The sequence below is a fragment of the Ruegeria intermedia genome (genome assembly GCF_900129345.1).
Taxonomy (GTDB): Bacteria; Pseudomonadota; Alphaproteobacteria; order Rhodobacterales; family Rhodobacteraceae; genus Ruegeria; species Ruegeria intermedia.
The window spans coordinates 99,219-125,042 of the sequence record NZ_FQVK01000007.1; the positions used below are offsets into that span (position 1 = coordinate 99,219).

Annotated in this window: 25 protein-coding genes; 9 read left to right on the plus strand and 16 right to left on the minus strand. The window is 63.0% G+C overall.

The window, feature by feature from the left end; translation table 11 throughout:
• Nucleotides 1-101: 101 nt before the first annotated feature.
• Entirely contained in the window at nucleotides 102-1,235 is a 1,134-nt protein-coding gene (locus F3H26_RS07135) for a peptidoglycan-binding domain-containing protein (RefSeq protein ID WP_149775364.1), read from the plus strand.
• 40 nt (nucleotides 1,236-1,275) lie between these two features.
• On the opposite strand, the gene F3H26_RS07140 is transcribed toward F3H26_RS07135, so the two are convergent.
• The 4 genes from F3H26_RS07140 to F3H26_RS07155 all read right to left on the minus strand — a co-directional run bounded on the left by F3H26_RS07140 (nucleotide 1,276) and on the right by F3H26_RS07155 (nucleotide 8,729).
• On the minus strand, nucleotides 1,276-2,556 hold the full coding sequence (locus F3H26_RS07140; protein WP_188127717.1) for a hypothetical protein: 1,281 nt from the start codon (nucleotides 2,554-2,556) through the stop codon (nucleotides 1,276-1,278).
• A gap of 109 nt (nucleotides 2,557-2,665) precedes the next feature.
• Nucleotides 2,666-4,090, minus strand: a complete 1,425-nt coding sequence (locus F3H26_RS07145; RefSeq protein WP_149775366.1) for a phosphatase PAP2 family protein — start codon at nucleotides 4,088-4,090, stop codon at nucleotides 2,666-2,668.
• Nucleotides 4,091-4,254: 164 nt separating this feature from the next.
• Nucleotides 4,255-6,027, minus strand: coding sequence for an adenylate/guanylate cyclase domain-containing protein (locus F3H26_RS07150; RefSeq protein WP_223162456.1), 1,773 nt, complete (start codon nucleotides 6,025-6,027; stop codon nucleotides 4,255-4,257).
• Between the two features lie 110 nt (nucleotides 6,028-6,137).
• Nucleotides 6,138-8,729 (minus strand): hypothetical protein, encoded by a 2,592-nt coding sequence (locus F3H26_RS07155; protein WP_188127718.1) that lies wholly within the window; start codon nucleotides 8,727-8,729, stop codon nucleotides 6,138-6,140.
• Nucleotides 8,730-9,156: 427 nt separating this feature from the next.
• On the opposite strand from F3H26_RS07155, the gene F3H26_RS07160 reads away from it, so the two are divergent.
• The 5 genes from F3H26_RS07160 (at nucleotide 9,157) to F3H26_RS07180 (ending at nucleotide 13,031) form a co-directional block, all read left to right on the plus strand.
• Nucleotides 9,157-10,068 carry an MBL fold metallo-hydrolase gene (locus F3H26_RS07160; protein WP_223162457.1) on the plus strand — a complete coding sequence of 304 codons (912 nt, stop codon included), beginning with the start codon at nucleotides 9,157-9,159 and terminating at the stop codon, nucleotides 10,066-10,068.
• Entirely contained in the window at nucleotides 10,065-11,009 is a 945-nt protein-coding gene (locus F3H26_RS07165) for an MBL fold metallo-hydrolase (RefSeq protein WP_149775368.1), read from the plus strand. The genes F3H26_RS07160 and F3H26_RS07165 overlap by 4 nt, the downstream gene beginning before the upstream one ends.
• On the plus strand, nucleotides 11,006-11,626 hold the full coding sequence (locus F3H26_RS07170) for a Crp/Fnr family transcriptional regulator (protein ID WP_149775369.1): 621 nt from the start codon (nucleotides 11,006-11,008) through the stop codon (nucleotides 11,624-11,626). The genes F3H26_RS07165 and F3H26_RS07170 overlap by 4 nt, the downstream gene beginning before the upstream one ends.
• Nucleotides 11,627-11,696: 70 nt before the next feature.
• Entirely contained in the window at nucleotides 11,697-11,885 is a 189-nt protein-coding gene (locus tag F3H26_RS07175; RefSeq protein ID WP_149775370.1) for a YgaP family membrane protein, read from the plus strand.
• Nucleotides 11,886-11,981: 96 nt separating this feature from the next.
• The gene (locus F3H26_RS07180) at nucleotides 11,982-13,031 is read left to right on the plus strand and encodes a YeeE/YedE family protein (RefSeq protein ID WP_316635096.1); all 1,050 of its coding nucleotides are present in this window, start codon (nucleotides 11,982-11,984) and stop codon (nucleotides 13,029-13,031) included.
• A gap of 79 nt (nucleotides 13,032-13,110) precedes the next feature.
• Here the strand turns inward: F3H26_RS07180 and F3H26_RS07185 are convergent, their stop codons facing one another.
• The 12 genes from F3H26_RS07185 to F3H26_RS07240 form a co-directional block, all read right to left on the minus strand.
• Entirely contained in the window at nucleotides 13,111-13,533 is a 423-nt protein-coding gene (locus F3H26_RS07185) for a DUF302 domain-containing protein (protein WP_149775372.1), read from the minus strand.
• 93 nt (nucleotides 13,534-13,626) lie between these two features.
• On the minus strand, nucleotides 13,627-14,892 hold the full coding sequence (locus F3H26_RS07190) for an NAD(P)/FAD-dependent oxidoreductase (protein ID WP_149775373.1): 1,266 nt from the start codon (nucleotides 14,890-14,892) through the stop codon (nucleotides 13,627-13,629).
• Between the two features lie 24 nt (nucleotides 14,893-14,916).
• The gene (locus F3H26_RS07195) at nucleotides 14,917-15,627 is read right to left on the minus strand and encodes a c-type cytochrome (RefSeq protein WP_188127719.1); all 711 of its coding nucleotides are present in this window, start codon (nucleotides 15,625-15,627) and stop codon (nucleotides 14,917-14,919) included.
• A complete protein-coding gene (locus F3H26_RS07200; RefSeq protein WP_149775375.1) occupies nucleotides 15,628-16,896 on the minus strand; it encodes a c-type cytochrome in 1,269 nt (422 codons plus the stop codon).
• Nucleotides 16,880-18,151: a sulfite dehydrogenase gene (gene soxC, locus F3H26_RS07205; protein ID WP_149775376.1), complete on the minus strand. Its 1,272-nt coding sequence runs from the start codon at nucleotides 18,149-18,151 to the stop codon at nucleotides 16,880-16,882. Before soxC ends, F3H26_RS07200 begins: the two co-directional genes overlap by 17 nt.
• 22 nt (nucleotides 18,152-18,173) lie before the next feature.
• A complete protein-coding gene (gene soxB, locus F3H26_RS07210; RefSeq protein WP_149775377.1) occupies nucleotides 18,174-19,871 on the minus strand; it encodes a thiosulfohydrolase SoxB in 1,698 nt (565 codons plus the stop codon).
• An 85-nt stretch (nucleotides 19,872-19,956) separates the two neighbouring features.
• Nucleotides 19,957-20,802, minus strand: coding sequence for a sulfur oxidation c-type cytochrome SoxA (gene soxA, locus F3H26_RS07215; RefSeq protein ID WP_149775378.1), 846 nt, complete (start codon nucleotides 20,800-20,802; stop codon nucleotides 19,957-19,959).
• A 69-nt stretch (nucleotides 20,803-20,871) separates the two neighbouring features.
• Complete coding sequence (gene soxZ / locus F3H26_RS07220) at nucleotides 20,872-21,201, minus strand: thiosulfate oxidation carrier complex protein SoxZ (protein WP_149775379.1); 330 nt, start codon at nucleotides 21,199-21,201, stop codon at nucleotides 20,872-20,874.
• Between the two features lie 37 nt (nucleotides 21,202-21,238).
• Nucleotides 21,239-21,655, minus strand: coding sequence for a thiosulfate oxidation carrier protein SoxY (gene soxY, locus F3H26_RS07225; protein WP_149775380.1), 417 nt, complete (start codon nucleotides 21,653-21,655; stop codon nucleotides 21,239-21,241).
• Nucleotides 21,656-21,700: 45 nt separating this feature from the next.
• Entirely contained in the window at nucleotides 21,701-22,177 is a 477-nt protein-coding gene (gene soxX / locus F3H26_RS07230) for a sulfur oxidation c-type cytochrome SoxX (RefSeq protein WP_149775381.1), read from the minus strand.
• A gap of 148 nt (nucleotides 22,178-22,325) precedes the next feature.
• Nucleotides 22,326-22,886, minus strand: a complete 561-nt coding sequence (locus F3H26_RS07235; RefSeq protein WP_149775382.1) for a thioredoxin family protein — start codon at nucleotides 22,884-22,886, stop codon at nucleotides 22,326-22,328.
• A 20-nt stretch (nucleotides 22,887-22,906) separates the two neighbouring features.
• Entirely contained in the window at nucleotides 22,907-23,647 is a 741-nt protein-coding gene (locus F3H26_RS07240) for a cytochrome c biogenesis CcdA family protein (RefSeq protein ID WP_149775383.1), read from the minus strand.
• Between the two features lie 82 nt (nucleotides 23,648-23,729).
• Between F3H26_RS07240 and F3H26_RS07245 the strand changes: the two genes are divergently transcribed.
• From F3H26_RS07245 to F3H26_RS07255, 3 genes are all read left to right on the plus strand, one after another.
• Complete coding sequence (locus F3H26_RS07245; protein WP_149775384.1) at nucleotides 23,730-24,110, plus strand: thioredoxin domain-containing protein; 381 nt, start codon at nucleotides 23,730-23,732, stop codon at nucleotides 24,108-24,110.
• 74 nt (nucleotides 24,111-24,184) lie between these two features.
• Nucleotides 24,185-24,478, plus strand: coding sequence for an ArsR/SmtB family transcription factor (locus tag F3H26_RS07250; protein WP_149775412.1), 294 nt, complete (start codon nucleotides 24,185-24,187; stop codon nucleotides 24,476-24,478).
• 39 nt (nucleotides 24,479-24,517) lie between these two features.
• Nucleotides 24,518-25,570 carry a YeeE/YedE family protein gene (locus tag F3H26_RS07255; RefSeq protein WP_149775385.1) on the plus strand — a complete coding sequence of 351 codons (1,053 nt, stop codon included), beginning with the start codon at nucleotides 24,518-24,520 and terminating at the stop codon, nucleotides 25,568-25,570.
• The last annotated feature ends 254 nt before the right edge of the window (nucleotides 25,571-25,824 follow it).

Genomic DNA, 25,824 nt, shown 5'->3' on the forward strand with positions numbered 1-25,824 from the left:
ACACCGTCTTGGATATACAAGTGGACCATCAAGCGCATCCCAAGTATCATTGTGGCATTCATTAAAATCCGTTCGTCACAAAACTGCTTGGGGGCCTGAACATGAAGAACACGCATATTTCCGCAATCGTCGCGGCATCTCTGGCGGTGTCGATGCCGGTCACGGCGGCCGCGGATGCCGGTGACTTCATCGCCGGCGGCATCGTCGGCGCCCTGATCACCAAGGGGATCACCGACAACCAGAAGGCCAAGAAACAGGCGCAACCACGGCGCAGCTATTCGTCCAGCGGCGGTTCGGTGTCCAGCCTGAACAACCAGTACAGCCGGGCCGAGCGCATTCAGATCCAGACCGCCTTTCGCGATTTGGGATACGACATCGGAGCCGTCGACGGCGTGCTGGGCAAGCGCAGCCGGGCGGTGATCCGTCAGTTCCAGGCGTCGCGCGGCGAGGCCCAGACCGGCCAGTTGACCCGCCCGCAATATGTCGCGTTGCTGAGCCAGACCGGGGGCATGAACCCCGCCTTTGCCCACCGCAATCTGAACCCGACCGAAGTCATGATGTTGCAGGAGGGGTTGCTGATGCTGGGCTATTACCATGGAGCCGTCGACGGGGCCAACGGGCCTGGGACAATCGGCGCGCGCAATGCCTTTTTGGCACGTTCCGGGACCAGCCCGGCCATGGTGACGCCGGTGCAGGCGCTGGTGATGACCCGATCCGCCGCTGGCCTGCCCATACCTCTCTATCTGCAGAACGAAGCCAATGCCCAGACGGCTCCGACACAGCCCTTCGGCACGCAACAGGCCGGGTTCGGGGCGGCCGGCCCGCAACCCTCAACGCCTTTTGGCGCTCCGGCAGTTCCTCTGCCGGCACCGGGTTTTGCGCCGCAGGGTCAGCAGCCCGCAGCAAACCAGGGGCAGTACACGGCCGCACCGCCCCAACAGCAGCCCGCCACGACCACGTTGTTCGGAGCCCCGGCCGCGCAACCCGGGCAGGTCCCACCACAGCCTGGTCAGGCGCAGCAGCAGAACCTGTTCGCACCGGCAGCCCCGCAACAACAGCAGCCGGCTCCGCAACCCGCGGCCCCGCAGGGCAACACCCTGTTCGCAACCGGCACCCCGACGGCCCCCGCGTCACAGCAGGTGACGCAACAGGCCGCGCCCAGCAGTCTGGACATCTATTCGGGAACCCCGCAACCGCAGACCGAAGTCGCAAACCAGGCCACGGTGCTGGACTGAAACGGCCGGGCCGCCGTGCGGCGACACGGCCCCTGCCCTCTCATTCGTTCGCCGTCGGGGTGTCCGGCTCGGCCTGAGCCGAAGCCTGAAGCGGCGTGAACTCTCCGGTTATCGGGAAAGGCTGCGTTTCCGACAGCGTTCCGTCGGCCGCAACCTGCAGCACCATCGCCTGGCCCAGGATGGGGGCGCTGCTGGCGGTGACATTGTTGAAATCGATTTCACCAAAAACCGTCAGGAAACGCTGCGCCCCGGGAACGTCCGACAGACCCTGCACCCGCCCGGTCAACTGCGGCGCGGACATGCGCATGATGAAGCTCGAGGACCCTACCGCCGCCGACCCGGTGATCGTCCGGGTCCCACCTGCGGTGACCCCGGTTCCCGGGCTCTGCGCGACGCCCGTGGCCACCGCTCGGAAACCGTCCTGCTGCAGCGTCACCGTGACATCCAGATGCGGAACGTGGGAATACGCGTTGTATCCCTGCTGCTGCGGGGGCCGCTCGGTCCGTACCGTCAACTGGCTGGCGATATCCAGATAGTTCGGCTGGCTGAGCGAGGGATGCGCATATGTCTGGACCCGCACGACGGCGGTATCCGACAGCCCGAACAGCTGGGCATCGGTTGCGATCACCTGCACCCGGTGCGACCCGTCAGAGGCCGCCACCACCTGATAGGCCACGATCGAATAGAGCTGTCGGCCGAATTGCTGGAACAAGGTACGGGCATCGGCGGGGCCGAGTTGCAAGGACCGAACGAACGGAAATTGCGGTGCCTGCGGCTGGCCGGATTCGTCGATGACGTCAAAGCGCCAGGGAAAAGCCTGAACATCGACGTTCGTTCCCTGAAGCATCCCGTGGGCGCAGCCTTGGGCGTTTTCCGAACCGATCATCCTGCCAAGCTGCTGGCCGATGCTGCGTATGTTCCCGAACGGCAATGAGCTGGCCTGGAAATCATATTCGCTTGTCGTCACGCGATAGCTCACCTCGAAGCGCTGCGGGATCTTTTTTCCGGTAATGATTTGTTGCAGCTGCGGCTGAACCTGAAAGGCACGGGTATAATAGTCCCGGCGCTCGAACTCGTTGGCAAAAGCGTTATGGCAGTCATGCCCGATCTGTGTCGATACCAGATAGGACACGAGCCCGACATAGAATTGCTGATCGTTCATCACCGCCGGGTTGGACCGGATGTACAGGAACAAAGCCCGCGCATAGGCGTCCTGCATCGACAGGGTCCGGGCCGCCTCGACCAGATCGACGCTGCTGGCGCGCCCTTCTCCGGACGACAGAACCTGCGCAAAAACGGGTTGCGCCCCAAGTTGACCCATCAGCAAGATCGCGCCAACCAGGCGCCCAAATGCGTGAAAAAAGCGTGAAATCGTCATGAACTGAATCCTCGTTAAAACTTGTCACACGTAGTTCATCCCCGCCTCAATGTCAGCCGGGCCAGGGGGTCGGCCACTCGGTCTTGGCGTTTTCGATCAACGCCAGAAGCGTCGGGCAATGAATGCGGTAATCCGGCCCTCCGGCCTCCGAGACCTGGGTTCTGGGCTTCAGCATCCGGGTCCAAAGACCTGCGGCCAGATGCCGGCTGGCCTGAGAATCCGTCGGGTAGTGCACGCCGATGCGCTCGCGATTGACCGCGATGCGGTGGGCGATCTGCAACAAGGGCGACTTGATCGGCGCCGTCCCGGCCAGGTCGGCCGCCACCGGTTTTTGCAACAGCCCGCCACCCGATGGCGCGCCATCGCGCGACACGCCGAACCGCTGATACAGTCCCGGAATCTCCAGCAGCAGCAGCGCGATCAGATGCGCCAGGAAGGAATGGCCGGACGGAAACGCCGGATGCGCCGGCGGGCCGAACGGAACCGTCAGCCCCGGCCGCAGAACCGAGGGCCGCACCCGTTTGTAATAGGCCTTGTACGACATGTAGGCCACGTTGCCCAAGGCCAGCCCCGCGTCGATCAGCTTCAATGTGTAGGGGTGATCGAAGGAATTGGCGCCGATGAAATGGATGATGTAGTTGGGCAGGCCATCGGCCTGAACATCGGATTCCACCAGATAGCTGCTGCGGTCGTCCTCCATGTAGATCTTGAGGGTTTCCAGCTCGCCCTGAATGAACTGGAACGCGGCCGCGGCATCCGCTTCGTTCTGCGCCACGGTCTTGTTGACATCCACGACATAGCGCCACTCGACATCGCCCGGCTCCAGATACGGCCCCACCGGGTCGAACCCGGGCCGTGGCAGCCATTCCTGCCATTGGCCGGCGAATTCCAGCGCCGCCAGGGTTGCCGGTTCGCTGCGATCGGCGGCGCGCAACCACTCGGTCAGGTGTTCATCTAAGGGAAGCGCCCAGAACCGCAGGGCCGGATCCCAATCCTGCGTGGTCCATTCCAGAACCTTGGGATAGTCAGTTCCAGCCGGGTCTGCCTGATAGGGGTTGATCACATATTCGAGCGGAAACGGCGACACGCCCGCGTTGTCGGGGGTGAAATTCAGCGCCCAGGGCAGCAATGCCAGCTCGATCGGCGTCGCATAGTAGCTGCGGATCAAACCGATCCCGCCATCCGCGCCGACGGGAATGACCGGGTCGGTTCCAAGCCCCAACCCGGAGCCCAGCCCCAGACCATTGCCCAGCTCCAGCCCGTTGCCGAGACCCAAGCCAAGACCCAATCCAAGGCCGTTCCCCAACCCAAGGCCATTGCCGAGGCCCAAACCCAGCCCCAGACCGTTGCCGAGACCCAGACCGTTGCCAAGGCCCAGTCCCAGCCCCAATCCGCGCGATGCGCCGAGGCCCAGCCCCTGACTTCCAGCGCCAAGCCCGGACGATCGCGCCGGGGCGTTTGTTCCGAAATCCGTCATGTCAATGTCCTCGTAATAAATGGACCTTGGTCAAAAAGACGGCGCCGCCGCCCTTTCATCGAAATATGCTCGAGATCATTATAAGTTCCGGCGTTTCGCCAGTGCCGCATGTGCCTGCGTGCGGTTCGCTGCGGCCCCAGGGCGCGCAGCGGCGGCGAAACGCGTCAGTTCGGCAGACCTGCAGTGCTCAGACCAAGCACCAGCCGTTCCCGCGTGTCCGGGGTCTTCAAGGGATACCATGCCATAAAACGCGAAATTGAAAAACCTGGATCTTTCTCGAGCAGCTTTTCGGCGGTCACGCGGGCCTGTTCGATCTGCCCGTCCAGCGCGTAGGAAGCCGCCAGAATGCGCAGCGCCGCCATGAATCGCGGCCTGGTGCGGCGCGCGCGTTGCAGGGCACGGATCGCTTCGGGATAGTTGCCGTCCACGAACTCGGCCAGCCCCGCCGCCGTCCAGAAAAAGAAATTCAGCGGCCCGAACGGGGTCAGCCGCCAGACGTTCAGCATGTGCTCGCGTGCAATGGCGCCGTTGCCCAGATAGGCATGCGCCGTCGCGCCGATCCCCCAGGCCAGCGGCAGATTGGGATTGAGCGACAGCGCCTGATCCATGATGTCTATCGCCTCGTGCGGGCGGCGTTCCAGCAGGCTGAGGATATGACCGCGGATCGACAGGTTCAGCGCGTCCTCGGGGTCCAGCTCGACACCCTTGCGGGCATGGAACACGGCGGCGGCGCTGTCGCGCTCGACATTCTGGCTCTTGCCCTCGGCGATCAGGAAATTCAGGCACCAGGCCAGATAGGAATGCGCCTGCGCATAGCCCGGGTCCAGTTCGACCGCCCGCCGGAACAGGGACATGGCCGTCTCATTGCTCCGGCCCTGGAACCGGTAGAGTTCTGGCAGGCCCCGCAACACGCAGTCATAGGCATCCAGGCTTTCGGTCGGGCGGGTGACCAGGTTTGCCGCCTCGGCCCGCTGAACGCTGGGTTCGACGGTGGCGACGATGCTGGACACGATGCGGTCCTGAAAGGTGAAGATGTCCGAGGCGTCGCCATCGAAATTGTCGGCCCAGACGGCCCGGTTGCGCACCACGTCCACCAGCTCGGTATGGATGCGCAGCAGGTTTCCGCTGCGCCGGATCGATCCGGTCAGCAGGTATTTGACCCCCAGCGCCGCGGCCACCTCGCGCGAGGGCACGGATTCCTTCGACATCTGCAGGGTCGAGGTGCGCGCAACCACGAAGATCGCGCGGCTGCGCGACACTCCGGTGATGATGTCCTCGGTCATGCCTTCGCCGAAATACCTGTCTTCGTCACGGCCCTGCAGGTCACGGAACGGCAGGACGGCCAGCGACGGACGCGCCTCCCATTGCGCATGCGGCCGCAGGATCGCGCGCGCCTCGGAACTCCGCTGGGCGATGAACACCCGCACCGGGCGTTCGATGTTCTTCAGGATCGGCGCTCCGATCTCGTGGAACCGTACCGAGATCCGGTTGCGCACGATGTCGCGCACCTGCTGGGTCAGCACCACGTCGCCGCCCGTGGCCAGATCCTGAATGCGGGACGCGATGACGACACCGTCGGATTGCAGAGACCGCCCATCATCGACGACTTCGTCCAGGTTGATGCCGATTCGGACATGCATGGGGGTTTCATCGACCGGCCGGTTCCGAACCTCGTGCTGTTTGTCCAGGGCCCACCGAACCGCATTGGTGGCACTGTTGAACTCGACCAGGATGGCATCGCCGGAATGCGAGACCAGTCGCCCGCCATAGTCCGATATCCGATCCAGCAGGACGTCTTCGCGCAACCTGCCCCAGTCTTGGGCCGCCTTGATGCTGTCGGCCTCCATGTGGCGGGTGTAGCCTTCGACATCCGCGAAGGCAAAAGCCGCCAGACGCAGGTTGGACACATCAAGGGACTTCGCGCTGATTTTGGACATTGCGAAACCACCGCCCCCACTGGTTACGATTTCAGTCTAGTGGCCCAACGCCATGTTGGCAAACTTTCCAGACCTATGGCATCTTAACTCTACGCTAAATTGAGCGACGGCTATGGCCGGACAACTACCAGACCCAGATTATTGTCATTGGCCACCAGATCGGTCAGCGCCTGCCGTGTTTCGGGCAGTCCGGCACCCGAGTCCTCGGCTTTGGGCGGCAACTGCGCCAGCGGGTCGGTGTTGGCTCGATCGTTCGGGCAGGTGACCTCGAACAGGATGAGACCCAGCGTCCCAGGCGCGGCCACCGTTCCGTTCACAAGGGTCTGGACCTGAGGCAGCGACAGCAGGTCGATGGAGCCACCCGGGGCCAGATTGCCCAAGAGCAAGTCGATGGCTGCAGCGTTCCAGGTGATCGGGTCCGGCGGGCTCAATGGATCCGACCCGACCCAGACCCGCAGCCCGACACTCTGGGCCTGCGCGGTGCCCCGGTTGCCGACCCGCAGATTGGCGGGGTCCGACAGCCACCGGGCATCGGCCCGCCAGTCCAGCGAGACCGGCACATAGGCGCCCGGCCCATACTGCACCGGGCCGGCCAGGGTGTCCTCGGTCCACGGGCGGCGGTCCGACACATAGATATCCTCGGGCGTCGGATCACCGGGCCCATTGTGCATCCGTTGCGGATCGGGCGGGAACATGCCCTGCGCCTCGAAGGCCCAACGCACAACCTTGTGCGTCGTGCCACCCTGCCACGGGTCGGGGGCGGCTGAAGGCCCCAGCGGCAGCGGCGGCAGGGTCAACCATCCGGCCTCTTCCAGGCCCAGTTCAAGCATCTCGGCCCGCGACGGTGGTTGTGCAAACCCGGCCGTTGCCCGGAACAGCAGGAACAGCGCCATGCGCGCCGCCCGTCGACGCCGAGGGATGTCGGCCCGGCCATCGGCCTGAACCGTGTCGCCCCCCAGCGCGCGGTACAGGCGGAACAGGGTCGTCGACAGGATCTGCTCGGTCAGATAGCCCTTGGTGTGACACGGACCCGCCGCCGGGTCTTCGATCACGGACCGGTTCAGAGACCCGTACCAGGCCCAGCCCATTTCCGCGATGCGGTCATGGCGGCGGGTCGCAAAGACGAAGGGATAGGTGATGCCGCGGAAACTGGCGGCGACTCCGTTTCCGGGTGGTTCGGCCAGGGCAGAGCCCGGGTCGGACATGATGGCGGCGATGGCATCGCCGGCGCTGTGGGCAAAGTCGAATTCCAGCTGACCCAACCGGGCCGCCAGCAGGTAATGCCCGAATTCATGCCCGATCCACCGGCCGCTGGTCGCGATGCCCAAGGGTTGCGCCCAGTCCGGAGGGTCGGGCCTGTCCCATTTCGTCAGCTCGGCCAGCGCAAGGTTCATGTGGATCACCGGCTTGCCCTGCGTTTTGCAATCCAGCTTTACCTGCGCGTTCACCGTGCGGCCGCTCTTGCCCGGCCCGGGCGAGATGCCGTAACGGTAGAAGACCAGCATCTCGGGCTGGGCCCGGACGTTGAACAAATGCGGCGGCAGCCCGAACCGCTTCATCAGGCGGAACAGGCGGAAACAGTTGAAATAGGCGCTGACCGCGCTGAACGTGTCCCGGCGCGGCTGCAGATCGTGACCGTTCGGCAGGTGGACCGTCTTGGTGGTCAGGGGCGGCTGACCGGCATCCTCGGGCGCGTATCCGGGACAGACGCACACGCGAAAACCATCGCTTTCAAGGTCAACATGCGCTGATGGGGCCAGTTCGAACAAGCTGCGGAACCTGTCCAGAACACCGTCATCCCGGGTTGGTCTGCGCCCTGACCAATCATACGCCTCACCGGCGGGCGCGGCCCAGCCCGGAGGGGTCCGGGCGAACACGAACGCTTTGCCCTGCGGGGCGGCATGGGTCACCAGCGGCGTCCGCTCGACGGAGACCAGAACCGGGTCGGACTGTTTGATCACGCCGGCGGGCGTCGGCTCTCCGATGCTGTCGAAGCGAAAAACGCCGCACACCGCATAGCCCAACGGGCTTGGGACGCGGGTCGGATTGGCGTTGTGGGCCGTCGCCTGAATTGAGAACTCCCAGGGGGAGGTCTGCCAGTTCATAAGGTTCTGCGGGTGGAACTGGATATCGTTGATTGTCACCGACCCTTGCGTAACCCCGGCTTTGTTGGCGATCTCAGACGTGATGTCATCGCCCGAATACAACCGCTCCAGGGCCGCGGACACCGCGAGAAGCATGCCGGGGCCGGAAGAAGGACCGGCCCGCGCGGCGAGGTCGGTCAAAAAGGCATCTTCGCCTGCCGGAAACTCGACCGTCGCCGACCGGATCCGCACGGAATAGGTGTTTCCGTGGGCCTCGACGGTCATGGGGACACGGATCCCGGCCCGCGGAGAAATCTGGTTGTCACTGCCATAGACTTCGGCCGCAACCAGGATGACCGATGCCGGCACATCGTGATCCGCAGCCCGCGACAGGTTCCACGACGCCAGGCGCGGCACGGCCGAAGAACCAATGGGTATGCCGAATTTCGGCCACAACGGCAACCACTTGAAAGCATTCACGATTTTTCTGGACAGACTGTCCACGGCGTATTTCAAATACACCGGTTCGTGCCCCCGAGCCGTCAGGAAATCGTGGAGCTTCGTCAGGTAGTCCAACCCCACCTGCCCCAGATCTGCTTCGGTGGGACGAGAACTCAAGGTTTGCGTCGCCACATAAGGGACACCGGGGTGCGATACCAAGCGCGAGGGTTGATGGGCGTCCGAGTATTCCGTTTCGAACCGCAACCATGTGTCGGGCCAGTCAGGTTGGCTGTAGGGAACGTTCGGCCACGGGGAGGCTGTAAAGGTCATCGGTCCGGTCCTTGCGGAAATGAAAAAGCCAATATGCTAAATGCCAATTAACCGCATGGTACATCAAAAGTACCAATCATTACAGATTTGCGGATGGAAGGCGCCAACCGCCTGACCAGGCTGACAATTGCCGCGCGGACCGTGCACCGCGCTGTCCAGGTGCGCGGGTTCGGCGGGGCGCGGCAAAACGTCTTGACCGGTCCGGTTCGCGCGATTCTTGCCCCTCGGGCAACATTCATTCATATTCCGATACATTCATTTATTGGAGTGGAACATGGATATCACACGGCGCATGATGTTGCAGACGATGGCGGCCATGCCGCTTGCAGGCGGGCTGCCGGTCCTGACCCGGGCCGACATTTCGATGGGGACGGCCATGCTGACCACGGTCAGCGACGGTCATCTGGTCCTGCCCGCCAGTTTCATCTTCGACCCCATGCCCAAGGACGAGCTTGGTCAGATTCTGGCGGACTACGGCATATCCAGCGAAAAACTGGAACCCGAATGCAACCTGACCCTGTATCGCGACGGTGACCACACGGTTCTGTTCGATGCCGGCGCAGGGCCCGACTTTGCGCCGACTGCAGGCAGCGTACTCGACAGTCTGGACGCCGCGGGCGTTTCTGCCGCCGACATCACACATGTCGTGTTCACCCATGCCCATCCCGATCACATCTGGGGCGTTCTGGACGATTTCGACGAGCTCGTCTTTCCGGACGCAACCTACATGATGGGCCGGGCCGAGTGGGACTTTTGGTGGAATCCCGAGACCGTCAACACCATCGGCGAGGCCCGTGCCGCGCATGCCGTCGGCGCAAAAAGACGAATGACCGCGATCGAAGACCGCGTGCGGCTTTTCGACGACGATCAGGAAATCCTGCCCGGGATCGCTGCGGTTTCGACCCCGGGTCATACCCCGGGTCACATGGCGTTCGAGATCCGGCAGGGCAACTCGGCCGTGCTGGTCGTCGGCGATGCCATCGGCAATCACCACGTCGCCTTCCGCCGGCCCGCGTGGCACAGCGGCTCGGACCAGGACGCAGAGACGGCGGCCACCACGCGGCAGGTTTTGTTCGACCGTCTGACGCACGAGGACCTGACCCTGATCGGCTTCCATCTTCCCGGCGGGGGCATCGGCCGCGCCGAAAAGGCCGGTGACGGCTTTCGGTTCGTGGGGGCTGCATGATGCGCGCGCTTGTTCTTGCGGCGATGATGGCCGCTCCGGCATGGGCCAGCGAAGACATCGCGGACAAATATCCCGGATCGCCCCTGTATTCGAAACCGGTGGAGTTCATCCCGAATGTCTGGTCGGCGATCGGGGCGACGGCCCCGCCGACGTATGAAAACTCGGGCCACAACAACAACCTCAGCTTCATCGTCACCGGCGATGGAGTCGTGGTGATCAATGGCGGCGCGGCCTATGTCCTGGCCAAGGCGTTGCACCAGGAAATAAAGGCCATCACCGACCAGCCCGTGAAGCTGGTGATTGACGAGAACGGCCAGGGTCACGCGATGCTGGGCAATTCCTACTGGGCCGAGCAAGGCGTTCCGATTCTGGCGCATGTGGATGCCGCACATGAAATCGAAGAACGCGGCCATCAGCTGCTGGAGGAGATGAAGCGCTACAACCGTGACAAGGCCGAGGGCACGTTCGTCGCGCCGCCCACCGAAACCTTCGAGGACACGCGCGTCATCGAGATGGGCGATACCCGGATCGAGGTGCTGCATCTGGGCCCGGCGCACGGCCCCGGCGACACGCAGGTCTGGCTGCCCGAGCAGAGTCTGGTCATCGCCGGCGACATGGCCTTTCACGAACGGATGCTGCCGATCTTTGAGGATACCATCGTGGCGGACTGGATCGAAACCTGGGAAACCGGGTTCGAGCCTCTGGGGGCCACCTATGTCATTCCCGGCCACGGGCATCCCACCAACATGGACCAGGTACGGCGCTATACCCGCGATTATCTGGTTTATCTTCGGGAAAAGATCGGCGCACATCTTGAAGCTGGCGGCGATCTGGCCGATGCCTACTACATCGACCAAAGCCCCTTTGCGCATCTCGACACGTTCGAGGAACTGGCCACGAAAAATGCCGGGCGCGTCTATGAACAGATGGAGTTCGAGTGACCGACCACGCCGCCCAACCTTTTCTGGCCCAGGGCGACAAACTCCGGGTGCCCGACGGCACCTGCCTGTTCCGGCCCGGTGACGAGAGCCGGGCCTTTCTGTTCGTTCTGTCCGGCGCGGTCCGGGTGGAACAGACCAATGCCGCCGGACGCACCGTCGTTCTGTACCGGGTCGAGGCCGGAGACAGCTGCGTTCTGACCACCACCGGTCTTTTGTCCGGGCGGCCCTATTCGGGCTATGGCTATGCCGAGGGCGACGTTGCCGCGGTTTCGATTCCGGCCGCGCGGTTCCGGGCGTTGCTGAGTTTAGAGCCGAAATTCCAGGAGATCGTGTTCCGCAATTTCGCGGAACGGGTGGGCGAACTGACCGACGTGATCGACGATCTGCTGATCCACCGCACCGATCAGCGCATCGCCCGCTGGCTGGCCGCCCGGGCCGGGCCGACGATCCATGTCACCCAGCAGGAACTGGCCCAGGAACTGGGCACCGTGCGCGAGGTCGTTTCGCGCACGTTGAAGTCCTTTGAAAACCGCGGCTGGATCCGGTCCGGCCGCGGGACGATCACGGTGCTGCAGGCCGCAAGCCTCGCCGCGCATGGGCGCAATACCGAAACGTGATTCAGTCACATATCCCGGAGCGGTTTTCTGGTTTCCTTTTTTTCGGATCAAAGAAAGAAGGAGACCTGACATGACCCGCAATCTTGGACAATTCGACCGTATTGCCCGCCTGGCTCTGGGGGCGGTGCTGATCATTCTGGCGGCCATGGGCACCATCGGTGTCTGGGGCTATCTCGGCGTGATCTTCGTTGGCACCGCCTTCCTGAACTTTTGCCCGATCTACCGGGTCCTCGGGATCAAGACCTGCAGCGACTGCTGAGACCACACCGTCACCCGACCGCATTTGAGCCAAGTCAAGGCAAATTGAACGCAACCGGCTCAGAGTGTCGCGGAAACAACTTGCCGGTGGCCCTTGGTGGAACAGCTGATCGACCAGTTCGGAGAACCGCGGCTCCTGGTGTTTTCGGGGGCCGTGGTCGGCTTGCTTTTCGGCGCGGCTGCCGGCCACTCGCGCTTTTGTCTGCGCGCCGCGACGGTTGAGGTCGCCGAACGCCGGTTCGGCCCGAAACTGGCGATCTGGCTGGTTGCCTTCAGCGCCGCGCTGGCGCTGGTGCAACTGGCGATCGTGACCGGGCACCTGGATGTAAGTTCAGCACGTCAGATCGCCGGAACGGGCAGCCTGTCGGGGGCGGTCTTCGGCGGGTTGATGTTTGGGGTCGGCATGATACTGGCACGTGGGTGCGCCAGCCGGCTTCTGGTGCTGTCGGCCTCGGGCAACCTGCGGACCATCGTGACCGGTCTGGTGCTGACCCTGACGGCACAGGCCGCCTATCGGGGTGTTCTGGCGCCCGCGCGGGAAATGCTGGCCGGGCTCTGGACGGTTCCGGGCGGGCCGGATCGTCTGCTGGCCGAAGCCTCGTTGCCTCTCGGGCTGGCGGCCGCATCTGCGTTGATTGTCGCGCTGATCTTTGGCCGGATCAGGGGCGCACGCCCGACTGAACTGTTTGCCGCCGCGTTGGTCGGGGCGGCGGTTTTTCTGGGCTGGATCGTCACCCATGCCATCGCCGCCGCGTCCTTCGAGGTGGTGCAGGTGCAATCCGTGACGTTCACCGGGCCTTCGGCCGACACGCTGATGGCATTGGTCAACGAACGGAGCCTGCCGATGAGTTTCGGGCTGGGGCTGGTTCCCGGCGTGTTCGTCGGAGCCTTGGGCGTCGCGCTGCTGAAGGGCGAAGCCAGGATCCAGCGTTTCGGCGCGGATACCCCGATGGAACGCTATCTGGTCGGCGGCGTCCTGATGGGCTTTGGCAGCATGCTGGCCGGAGGCTGCGCCGTGGGCGCAGGATTGTCCGGCGGGGCCATCCTGGCCCTTACGGCCTGGGTGGCGGTGTTCTGCATGTGGATCGGCGCGGTCGCCACCCACAGCCTGCTTGATCTGCGCTGGCGGCGCGCGGCCGCGACCTGATCCTTGTTTGGAACCCGACGCAGTGATCGCCTCGCCGCAATGACGGCGCTGCCAGACCGGAGAACGCCCGCAAGATCCGTCAGTTTCCGACGGCCTCGGTGACGATGTCGCCCAGCAGAGTTTGAACCTTCTGCATCGGGCCGTCGGGGTACGTGCGGTATCCGATCAGCACCTCTCCGTCGCGTTCGGTGACGAAAATGCCGTAGGGACAGTGCTGAATGTTCATCGGATCGGCCTCCATCACCTCGCGCGACAGGACCGCCGAGCAGAACAGGAAGATATCAGCGTTGTCGAACACCTTGGCCGAACTTCCGACATCTTCGCCGGTCCGGTTGAGCATTTCGCCGACATGGCTGACAAAGTCGATCACCAGCCCCTTGTCCACGATCGCGCTTTCGACGGCAAAGGTCGCATCGTCAAAGCTTCCGTCAAAGGGAAAGACGACCGGATCCGCCCAGGCCGAACCGGCCGTTACCGTCAACGCCAGGAATGTGTTCTTCATCCTCGTGGTCCTTTCCATTCAAGAGCCACAGCCCGACGGTCTGCGCCGGCGGACCGCTGGGCGCCCTCCGTTCCCGGACAGCGCCCAGTCACCTCACCCAAACATGTCCGAGGTGATGCCAGTGTACCACCCTTCCGACTCCTCGTAGGTCGCCTTGCGCACATCGGCGCTTTCTCCGGTCTGCGAGATGAACCCGTCGACCTTGGCAATCTTTTCCGGCGTCGCCTCGTAGGTGGCCCCGACCTTGACCCCGTCATTGGTGTCAATCAGCGACCAGCAGGTGTTCGAGAACTTGGCCGGGAACACCTTGGACCCGGTCAGCGCCCCGCGCACGGCATTGGCGCAGACCTTGGCCTGGCTGTTGGCCGAGAACCCTGATTTCGGCATGTCCCCCTGTTGCGAGGCATCGCCCAGAACATGGATGTCCGGATCGGCCTTCGAAGACATGTCGGCGGCATTCACCGGCGCCCAATTGCCATCGGTCACGCCCGCCAGTTCGGCGATCCGGCCGGCCTTCATCGCGGGGATGACGTTGCAGACATCCACCTTGGTTTCCTCGCCGTCGATGGTCAGCGTCATCGCGGCCGGGTCCACGCTGACATTGCCGCCGCCGAAGTCCTCTCCGATCCAGTCGATCATGCCCTCGTAATGGTTGGCCCACCCTTCCTGGAACAACGCCATCTTCGAGAACTTCGGCTTGGGATCGGCCACGATGATCTTGGCCGTCGGGTTGTTGGCCTTCAGGAAGTGGGCGACCATGGACACCCGCTCGTACGGTCCCGGCGGGCAGCGATACGGGTTGGGCGGGGCGACCATGGCAAATGTGCCGCCTTCGGGCATTGCCATCAGCTGCGCTTTCAGCAGCTCGGTCTGCGACCCGGCCTTGTAGGCATGCGGCATGGCGTTCTGCGCCGAGATGTCCCATCCCGGCACCGCGCCATCCACGAAATCGATGCCGGGGCTGAGGATCAGCTTGTCATAGGGAAGGCTTCCGCCCCCGGCCAGCGCCACCGTCCTGGCATCACGGTCCACCCCGATGGCCCAGTCATGCACCACGTTGACGCCGCCGGCCGCCAGCCCGCCATAGCTGTGGCCGAGGTCTTCCATGTCCTTGAACCCGCCCAGATACAGGTTCGAGAAAAAGCAGGTATAGTAGCGGCGCGTCGGTTCGACCAAGGTGACGTCGATGGCACCCTTGCTGTCCTTGGCGATGTAGCGCGCGGCGGTGGCCCCGCCGGCCCCGCCGCCGATCACGACGACCCGCGGCTTGCCGTGGCCGTCCGCAAGAACCGCCGGGGCGGCCAACGACGCCGTGACAAGCGCCGTCTTTCCCAGAAATGCGCGTCTGTCCATCTTCATTTGCAGTCTCCTCCCTGCAGTGCCTCAGTTTTCGAGGCGGTTGAAATACGCCGCGAGCGCGGCGATTTCCTCGTCATTGAGACGCCCGGCCATCATCTGCATGACCGGATGCTGACGCTGTTTGTTCTTGTATGCGTGCATCGCAATGACAAAGTCTTCTTCAGGCCACAGCACGATCGACGGAATACCGTCATCGCCCCCATCCTTTTGATGGCAGGTCGTGCATTCGCTGCTCAGGTATTCGCCGTATTCCGGGTCACCCTGGATCGCCAGGATCGCCGGGTCCAGGTCATGATCGGTGGCCGTGGCCGTGGGGTCGGCTTCGGGGATGTTCGCCGGATCGTCCGAAAACAGCCGGAGATAGGCGATCACGTCTTGACGGTCCTTGGCATCCTTGATCCCCCGAAAACTCATGCGCGTTCCCGAAGCATAGGACCGTGGATTTTCCAAAAACGCATCCAGCGTATCGGCGTGCCATTCCAGCCCGCTCGCCCCGGCGCGCCGGAAGCTTTTGGAATACTTGAACCCCTCGATACCAGCCGCCGGCCGGCCGAACAACTCGTTCAGATGCGGGCCAATCCGGTTCTTTGCCCCGTCGCCCACCTGATGACATCCCTTGCACTGGTCGAACACCACCTTGCCGGCCTCGGCATCACCCAGAACATCGGCAGCCACGGCGGTTGAGACCACCGTGGCACACGCCAAAAGGACTACTCTCAGCACCCGTTGCATCATCTACTCGCCGAATGTCGCAAGATAGGCATTGAGCGCCGCGCGGTCCTGTTCCTTCTTCAGCCCGGCAAAACTCATCTTGGTACCCGTCATGTAGGCTTTCGGCTTAGCAAGGAACGCGTCCAGCGCGGCCTGGTCCCAGATCCGGCCTTCTTCGTTGGCTTGCTTGAAAACCGACGAGTAGCCGAACCCGTCAACCGACCCGATGGTACGCCCGATCAGACCGTTCAGGTGCGGGCCGGTCTTGTTCTTGGCACCGTCCCCTACCTGGTGGCAGGCCGAGCACTTCTTGAACACCTTCTTGCCGGCGGCGATCAGTTCGGCATCACCGGCGTCGGCCGCATCCGCGGAAGCGACTTCTTCCGCCGTCGCGTTGGCCGCCGTGAATGTGGGCGTTTCAGAGGTGTCGGCGGAGTTCATGACCGAGTCGCCGCCATGGTCCGGCGTCACATCCAGGAAAGTCGCGCGCTTGGTAATCTCGACACTGTCCTTGCAGTTTTCCATGCAGGGTTCGGTACGCCATTCCGCATATTCCCGCTGCGGCCGGTCGTCGATCACGAACCCGTCCCGGTTGGGCATCTCGAACGTCGCCAGATTGTCCTGGTTCAGCTCGAACTCGTCATCGACCAGATCGTTGGAATACAGAATGTAGGCCACGATCGCATAGGTCTCGTCTGCGCTGAGCGTTCCGGCCTCGCCAAAGGGCATCGACCGATGCACATAGTCCCAGACCGTGGTCAGGTAGGGCCAGTATGACCCGACCGTCTTGACCGGGTCTTCGTCGGCCAGCGTGCCGAACCCGCCGGCCAGAACCGGCCAGTTGTCCACGCCTTCGGCAAAGTCGCCATGGCAGGCCGCGCATTTTTCGGCGAAAACTTCCTCGCCGGTGGACACATCGCCCGACCCCTCGGGCAGGCCGCGCCCGTCGGGCAACACGTCCACGTCCCAGGCCGCGATCTCTTCGGGCAGGGCCGGACGGCCCAGGCCGAAGGCGCCCTCATGCGCCGCGACGGGCTCGCCCCCGGCAACCGTGTTGCCGGCCTTGCTTTCCAACTCGGCCAGACGGGTCTCGAGCTCGGCCAGCCGGGCCGCGCTGGCTTCGGCCTCGGTCAGCGCCGCGGCCTTTTGCGCCTCGACCTGTGCGAGACGCGTCTGCAGCGTCTCGATCTGGCTGTCGCCGTATCCGCGGTTCGCGACTGCAACCGCGACACTGCACACCAGGGCGATCCCGCCGAAAACGGGAAGATAGATGCCACTAAGAGACTTCGACATTTTCGGCGATCCCTTCTGCGTTGACGTACCAGGTCTGGATACAGTTGTTGTGATAAACCGAGTTTTCGCCGCGCTTCTCGCGCAGTTGGTCCTTGGTCGGCTGGACATAGCCGGTTTCGTCCATCGCGCGGCTCTGCAGCAGCATCGGAGAACCGTCCCACTCGGTATCCAGATAGAAACGGGTCAGCGCCTTGGTATCCAGCTGCTTGCCCAGGCGCGCGGTCTCCCAGGTGATGCCACCATCCTTCGAGACATCGACCCGCGTGATGCGTCCGTGACCGGACCACGCCAGGCCGGAAATCACCAGCGGCCCCTTGCCGTGCCTGATCGGCATCTGCGGGCTGGGCGAGGTGATGACCGATTTCGCATCCATCACCCAGGTCCATTTCCGGGCGGTGCCATCGGCGTAGACATCCGTGTATTTCGACGTCTCCTCGCGGCTTTCCACGGCGGCATCCGTCACTTCGATCCGGCGCAGCCACTTGACCCACATGTTGCCCTCCCAGCCCGGAACCACCAGCCGGACCGGATAGCCATGCTCCATCCGCAGCGCCTCGCCATTGGCCTTGAAGGCGACGAGGACGTCGTCCAGCGCCTTCTCCATCGGGATCGAACGGCCATTCGACGAGGCGTCGGCGCCCTCGACATAGACCCATTTGTCCGACAGGTCTCCGGCGGCGTCCAAGCCGGCCTCTTGCAGCAGGACGCGCAGCGGGACACCGGCATATTCCATGTTGTGGATCATGCCATGGGTGAACTGGACGCCGTTCAGCTGCGCCCCGGCCCATTCCATGCCCGTATTGGCCGCGCATTCGCAGAAATAGACGTGGTTTTCCCGCGGGAACCGCTCGAGGTCGTCATAGGTGAAGACCAGCGGCCGATCGACCAAGCCGTTGATCATCAGGCGGTAATCCTGCTTGCTCAACTCGATCGCGCCGGAATGGTGCCGCTCGAAGGCGCAGCCCTGAGGCGTAATGGTGCCGTCCAGCGCATGGATCGGCGTGAAGTTGATCGACGAGATCGGCGAGGCGGTCAGCCATTCAACGTTGCGCCGCACGACGTCGCTTTCAAAGCGGATCGGCAGACCATAAGGCGTTTCATCGACACCGGCGCCGGTGTACGAAGCCCAATCCTGCAATTCGGTGATCAGCGGGTCCGCCTCCTGCGCCGCGACCGACCCCGCGACCGATCCTGCGGCGATCGCGGCGCCGCCTCGCAGAAAGGCGCGGCGGGAAGGCTTGAACATATCATCCATGTCTCAAGTTCTCCAGGTAGTGTCAGACGCCCACGACGTCGACGTTGGTATTTTCCTGAACCGTGACGGTTCCAAGCTTGCGGATATGGCTTTCGACCACGTCCCAGATCTGCGGCCCCTCGGTGCCTTCATTGACCGAGGCCCAGCCCGCCACGACATAATTTCTGGATGCGTCGATCGGCTCGCCGGTCTTCAGCAGGGTCATGTTCGAGATCCGCTCGCCCTGCGGCTTGGACACGTCGATCCGGTACCCAAGCCCACCGGTGCGCACCATGTCGCCGCCCTGCTGATAATAGGGGTCGGGGTTGAAGATGTTGTCGGCCACGTCTTCCAGAACCACCTTCAGGAATTCGCCGGTCATCTCGGTCCGGTAGGCCTGGCCGTAGGTCATCGAAGTCACGCCGAAGATGTCCTCGCGGGTGATGTCCTGCCCCGGTATCAGCGACGGCCCCCAGCGTACGCCGGGGCTGAGCGCGATTTCCGCTTCGCGCTCGCTCAGCAGCGCGTCGCAGATCAGGTCATCCCAGGTGCCGTTGAAATTGCCCCGGCGGTACAAAAGGCTGTCGGTCTGGCCGATCACCTCGGACATCTCGTCCAGATAGGGCGCGCGCTGTTCGTCGATCAGGGCTGCAACCTCGGGGTCGGGCGCGATCACGTCCGAGAAGATCGGGATCAGCTTGGTGCGATAGCCCATCATCCGGCCATCGCGGATGTCCAGATCCACCCGGCTGACGAATTTGCCGTTCGACCCCGACGCCACGATGATCGTTTCCCCCACCAGCACCGGCTCGGGCAGGGCGTCATGGGTATGGCCCGACAGGATCACATCGATCCCCGGCACCACGCTGGCCATCTTCTTGTCGACGTCAAAGCCGTTGTGGCTGAGAACCACGACGCATTCCGCACCGGCGGCGCGCACCTCTTCGACCATCTGCGCCATGTGTTCGTCGCGGATGCCGAACGCGTATTCGGGGAACATCCAGCCGGGATTGGCGATCGGCATGTACGGGAAGGCCTGGCCGATCACGGCGATCTTGGTGCCGCCCCGCTCGAACATCTGATAGGGCGGGAACAGCTCGGCCGGTTCGTCCCATTCCGCATCGAAGATGTTCTGGCCAAGGGCGGCAAAAGGCAGCTGTTCGACCAGTTCGGCCACGCGGTCGCTGCCCAGGGTGAATTCCCAGTGGAAGGTCATCGCATCCGGCCGCAAGGCGTTCATGACGTTGACCATGTCCTGGCCTTGGGTCTTCAGGCAGGTGTAGGACCCGTGCCAGGTGTCGCCCCCGTCCAGCAGGATCGCATCGGGACGGTCGGCGCGAATGGCGTTGATCACGGTCGCCACGCGGTCCAGCCCGCCAACCCGGCCATAGGCCTTGGCCAGCGCGGCAAAATCGTCGGACGTCAGGGCATAGTGACTGGGGCTGCCATCCGCGATCCCGTAGAGCCTGCGGAAATCGGCCCCCGTGACATGCGGCACGACGCCTTTGTTGGCCCCTACCCCGATATTGACCGACGGCTCGCGGAAATAGATCGGCTTGAGCTGTGCGTGAATGTCGGTGATATGGATCAGCGACACATTGCCGAAGGTTTCGAACTCCAGCAATTGGCCCTGGGTCAAGGACTGCTGCGCGGCCAGCCGGGCCCAGTTGCCGAAGCCGGATGCGCCCACCAGCGCCGAGGCTGCCATGGAAACCTGCAGAAAGTCACGTCTTGAGATCATCTGTTGCGCCCTTGATTCACATTTAAATTAGTGAATATTTCAGGAAAGAAATACCCGCACCAGACGATCCGGTGCGGGTGTTCGGTTACTGGCGGACCGCCGGGGTTTCGACCGACAGACCATTTCCGCGCGAAGCCACGTACAGTTCGAGGGCTCGGAATTCGTCCGACCCTTCGGCAAAGGTTTCGGCCCGCGTATCGCGGATGCAGCCGCGGAACCGGTTGTGGCGCGAGATCAGCTTGGCCTGTTTCAGACGATAGGTCGGAAAGCCATTGATCATGCCCTGGCTCAGGTGGTCGGCCCGGATCATGTTGCCGTAATTCTCTTCGTGGCAATTGGCGCAGCTCAGTTCCAACTGGCCATACCGGGTATAATACATCTCCTTGCCCTGCTCCCAGTAGGGCGCAGCGGGTCCGTCAATGGCCACGTTCATCGGCATGCCGCGCGACTGCAGGCCGATCAGCGCCACCATGCCCTGCATGTCGGCACCCGACCATTTCCAGGCGTCGGCCTCCATGCGCTCGGTCCGGCATTCGTTGATCAGGTCTTCCATCACCACCAGCTTGCCGGTTTCGGGGTCAACCTTGGGCATCTGCGCGGTCAGCCCGGCAAAGCTTTCGACCCCGTCATGGCATGAGGCACAGCTTTTTCCGGCGGCTCCGTCCACGGTTTCATAAACATCGGCAGCCTGATCCACGAAAATCATGGCCGGATTGTCGAAATCGTCGATCTGCAGCGCCTGCGTCTCGTCGGTGCGGAAATGCCAGCCGGAATAGATCGTGTCCAGGTTTTCCAGATGCTCGGGCGCCTTGGCGACCGAGATCATCTCGATCTCGCCGTTGATGATCAGCTTGTCGTCATCCGGGTCCGCCATGACCGCAGCCGGCATGGCCATCATCGCAATGGCAGCCGTCAAAGCCTTGAAATTCATTCGGTTTCCTCCCTTGGTCGATCGGCGCCCTGAACCGCCTGGGCGCCGGTCTGCCGAATTGCCGAGCCGTCAGGCGACCTCGATCTTTTTCTTGGTGTCGTAGACCGACCCGTCATCGTCATACCATGTGAAGACGAACTCTCCCGCCTCGGGCACGGTGGCCTCGAACTGGAAATACGGGTTGGTCGAAATCGCGGGTTCAAGAGTCACATCGATGACCATCTGGCCGTTGAATTCGCAGGTAAAGCGGTTGATGATCGAACGCGGAATGACATTGCCTTCCTTGTCCTTGCGCTGACCGCTTTCCATCTTGTGACTGATCAGGCTCTTGATCGTCACCGCCTCGCCGGCCGTTGCCGTTTTGGGGACCTTGACGCGGGGTTTCACTCCGGATGCCATGGGGTTTCTCCTGTTGTTCCAAGGGGCGCGCGGGCGATCAGCCGCCGCAGCCACCGATTGTGACTTTGACCGTTGCCGATGCCTTGGCAAAGCTGCCATCGGCCATCTTGGCCACGGCGATGACATCCTGCGTTCCGGCCAGTCGAATCCGGGTCGATGCCGACTGCGAGGCAGCCAGTGGCCCGAAGTTGAACGTGACAACACCCGGCGTCGGGTTGCCTGCGGCAAAAACCGCGATGGCCACGGCGCCCGGGGCGCTGACTTCGATCGGAACCGTGTTGCCGTTTTCGGCGATTTCCGGTGCGGTCAGGGTGACGCCACCGTCGGCGATGTCAGCGCCACCGGTGAAGGCCGAGATCGAATCCTCGACCGCCGCGTTCACCCGGAACGGCAGCATCGTCAGAACCGCGGCTCCCAGACCCAAGGCCAGGGTTTCGCGTCGCGAAATTTCCATTTTAGATCTCCTTTGAGTGTGCGCTCCTCGGACAGGCGAAGGCGATTATTGTTCTTTGAGGGTCATCAGGAACGCCACCACGTCCTCGACGTCCTGTGCGCTCAGGATCGGCTCAAGCGGCCCGCTGGGCGCCTTGCCGGTATAGGCATCGCCAGGCCGGATAAAGCCATCGTCCTTGTAGAAGGCCGGCATCACCGTGCCCTCGAAGGTCATTTTGGCGTTGGCCACCAGACCGCGCAGCTCGGCCTCGGTCCAGCGGTCCCCCGCCCCGTCCAGCGGCGGGCCGACCTCGCCCTGAAACGGCACGTCCGCCAGCGCCGAAACCTGATGGCAGGCCACGCAATTGCCCATGGACTTCTCACCCACGATCGTCGCGCCCTTTTCAGGGTCGCCCGGAGTACCGGTCAGTGACTGTTCGATGGCGCCGTCGGCAAACGACACATCTTTCGGCTTGATCTCACCCGCCATGGCCGTCGATGCACACAGCATTCCGGCCAGGCCAAGTTTCAACGCTTTTGTCATGCCTCCTCCCAAAGACGATTCCCCGCTGTATCTCTGCACACTAGTGCACACAATCCGCGCAACGCAACAATAAATTCATCTACGTGAATTTTTACATCTCTTAACCTGCGGAAGTGCGGACGCAATCCGGTTGCGCGATCCTGTGCGACTAGTTTCGTTGCGCCTCGAACTTGCGGGCATGGTACTTTTGGAACGGCTCGTCTCCGTCATAGCCCTTTTCCAATACCCAGTTCAGCAGGTTGAACGTCGTCCAGCGTCCGAAGGCGCCCGGCATCGTTGCCACGGCCGCCTGCGCGGCCGTCACGCCTTCGGGCACGTCCTGAGGGAAAAAGTAGATCGTCGGCGTGAACAAGGCGCCCCACCGTTTCACCATGTCCTTTTCGGGCAGGACCGTTCCGTCGAAATCGGTCACTTCGACATCGCCGAACATGTTGATCTGGACGACGAAAAAGCGTTCAGCCAGCAGCTGTTCGATCTCGGGGATGACAAAGACCTCTTCGTACATCTTCCTGCAGTAGATGCAGCCCCGTTGCTCCACGATGACCATCAGCCGTCGTCCCTCGGCGTTGGCTTCCTCGAGGTCCTCGCGCAGATCCTTGAACGTGTCACGCATCCATGGAGCCTTGTGAAGACCGTCGTCACCCAGCTCGGCCGCCAGGGGCAGCGGGGCCATCAGAAGTGACGCAATCAGCAGAAATTTTTTGAGCATGACGAATATCCTTTCCAAATTCACCCGATCGCGCCGAACCACGGAATCGTCTCGAGCATCCATTGCGCGATGTAGTTGACCGAATTTGTGCCGATCAGAATGCCGAACAGGATCAGCATCAGCCCCATCAGTTTTTCGATCATTCCCAGATGTTTGCGGAACCGGGACACCCAGGCCATGAACGGCCCGATGAACATCGCGGCCGCGACGAAGGGCAAGGTCATCCCAAGGCCATAGGCCAACAACAGCGCGGCGCCTTCGTTGGCTGTTTCCTGCCCCGCAGCGGTAAACAGGATCGCGGCCAGGACCGGGCCGACGCAGGGTGTCCATCCAAAGGCGAAGGCAAGCCCGATCACATAGGCCCCGATCAGACCCACACTCGACGTATCGCCGGCGTCGGCCCGAAACTGCCGGTACAGGAAGCCGATTCTGACGACTCCCATGAAGTGCAGGCCCATCGCAATGATGATCGCCGCCGCGACCCAGCGCAGCACGTCGAAATGGTCGCGCAGCAAGCTGCCGAAGGCTGTCGCAGTTGCCCCCAGCCCGACGAAAACGGTCAGCACCCCCAATGCAAAACAGCACGCCGCCAGCACTGCCTTGCCCCGGACCGCCGGCGAGATCTGGGCGCCAGACGATATCTGGTTCATGCCGGCCCCGGCCAGATAGCTCAGATAGAACGGCACGATCGGAAGGATGCAGGGCGACAGGAATGACAGCAGCCCGGCGACGATTGCGCCCATGAATGTGACGTCGAACACCTGATGCTGCTCCACCGCTTGTGATATTCAAAAATATAATTATGATTAAAACACGGGCCGCGTCAAATTGGGCGACAGGAAAATGATCAAAGCGCTGACCATCATGCTGGGCATGGCGACGCCGGTTTCGGCGGTTGCGGAGGCCTATCTGCTGATGGCCGAAGAGCCCGGCTGCCATTGGTGCGCCAAGTGGAATGACGAAATCGCGCCGATCTATCCCAAATCCGCCGAGGGGCAAGCGGTTCCGTTGCGCCGTTATGACCTTCGCGCCGACGCGCCGGACGTCGTGTTTGCGCGCAGGGTCCATTTCACCCCGACCTTCATCCTTGTCGAAGATGGGCGCGAGGTCGGGCGGATCGAGGGGTATCCCGGTCAGGACTTTTTTTGGGGTTTGCTGGGCATGATGCTCGACGACGCCGGAGTTGTGTGGCGGCGCGCTGGGTCGGGGCCCGAGGGTTCGTGACTTCCAACGCCGACCACCCCTGCGACGCGGCATCGCGCCTGCCCGTGTTCGACGGCAACACCTGCCCCGAGGACATGAAGAGGATGGAAGAGAACGCCCACCGCGCGTCCAACTTTATGAAGGCCATCAGCCATGAAGGGCGGTTGATGATCCTGTGCCACCTTGCATCGGGCGAAAAATCGGTCACCGAGTTGGAAGACCTGCTGTCGGCCCGTCAAGCCGCCGTTTCACAGCAGCTTGCCCGCCTGCGCTTCGAGGGGCTGGTGACCCCGCGCCGGGACGGCAAGACCATCTACTACAGCTTGACAGACGATCGACCCAGACAAATCATGGAAGTCGTGTACGACCTGTTCTGCCGCGCGGACTGATCCGCGCCACCACGGGCGTCGGGTCGAGGGAGGACACAGGTGCTTGAACTCATCGGAGAAGCGAATACCGCGGCCCTGGTCGGGCTGGCGGGAGGTGTGGCCCTGGGCCTGGCGGCCCGGATCGGCCGGTTCTGCACGCTGGGCGCAATCGAGGACCTGCTGTATGGCGCCGACAGCCGCCGATTGAAGATGTGGGCCATCGCCATCGGCGTGGCTGTGATCGGAGTGCATCTTGCCATTGCCACCGGCCGCTTCGACAGCGGCGCAACCGCCTATCTGGACCGTGTCTGGAACCCGGTCGGCACGATCCTGGGCGGCCTGATGTTCGGCTACGGAATGGCGCTGAGCGGCAATTGCGGTTACGGCGCGCTGGCCCGGCTGGGCGGAGGCGATCTGCGGTCCTTCGTCATCGTCGTCGTGATGGGGCTGTCGGCCTATTTCGTGATGTCGGGCCCTTTGGCCCGGGCGCGCGTCTGGTTGTTTTCCGAAGAAACCGGGGCCACAACGCAACAGGGTTTCGCGCAGTTGCTCGAGGGTTTTGGAATTTCGCCGCTGCTGACGGGACTGACCGTGGGGGCGATGCTGATCCTGACGGCCACCGTCCGGGCCCGAATGCGACCCTCAGGCAAACAGTGCCTGTGGGCCGTGGTTGTCGGCCTTGCCATCGTTTCGGGTTGGGTCGGCACCTTCTGGATCGCCACCACGGGTTTTGACGCGGAACCAATCGAAACACACACTTTCGCGGCCCCCATCGGAGATACGATCATCTATGCCATGACCGCCTCGGGCAACGCGCTGTCCTTCAGCGTCGGCTCCGTGATGGGCGTGGTGATCGGGGCTGCGCTCGGATCGTATTCCAAGGGCCATTTCCGCTGGGAAGCCTGCGAAGATCCGCGCGAATTGCGGCGCCAGATCCTGGGCGCGGCGATCATGGGGCCGGGGGCGATACTTGCGGTTGGCTGCAGTATCGGCCAAGGAATTTCAGCCTTTTCGGTTCTGGCCTTCAGCGCTCCTGTCGCGTTCGTGTCGATCTTTGTTGGCGCGGCTGTCGGGCTACGCCAGATGATCGTGGGGTTCGCACCAGCGGAATGACCGGCGAAGGCCCGAGAGCTGCCGTCGCAAGTGTTCCCGCCCCCATGCGGAAGGCACGCGAAATTTGTCTTGCAGGTGACGGTGCGGCCATGGGAAACGCCATTGCGAAAGACCACGTTCCTCAGTGCAAGCCCCATTCAGTCATTCAGATGTAGTGTGCATAATTCAGCAACAATGCACACCACCTTGTTTTCACCCGATCCCTTCAGGCACCCATATACGGGACACATATGGAGGCCTTGTTTCGACCTCCA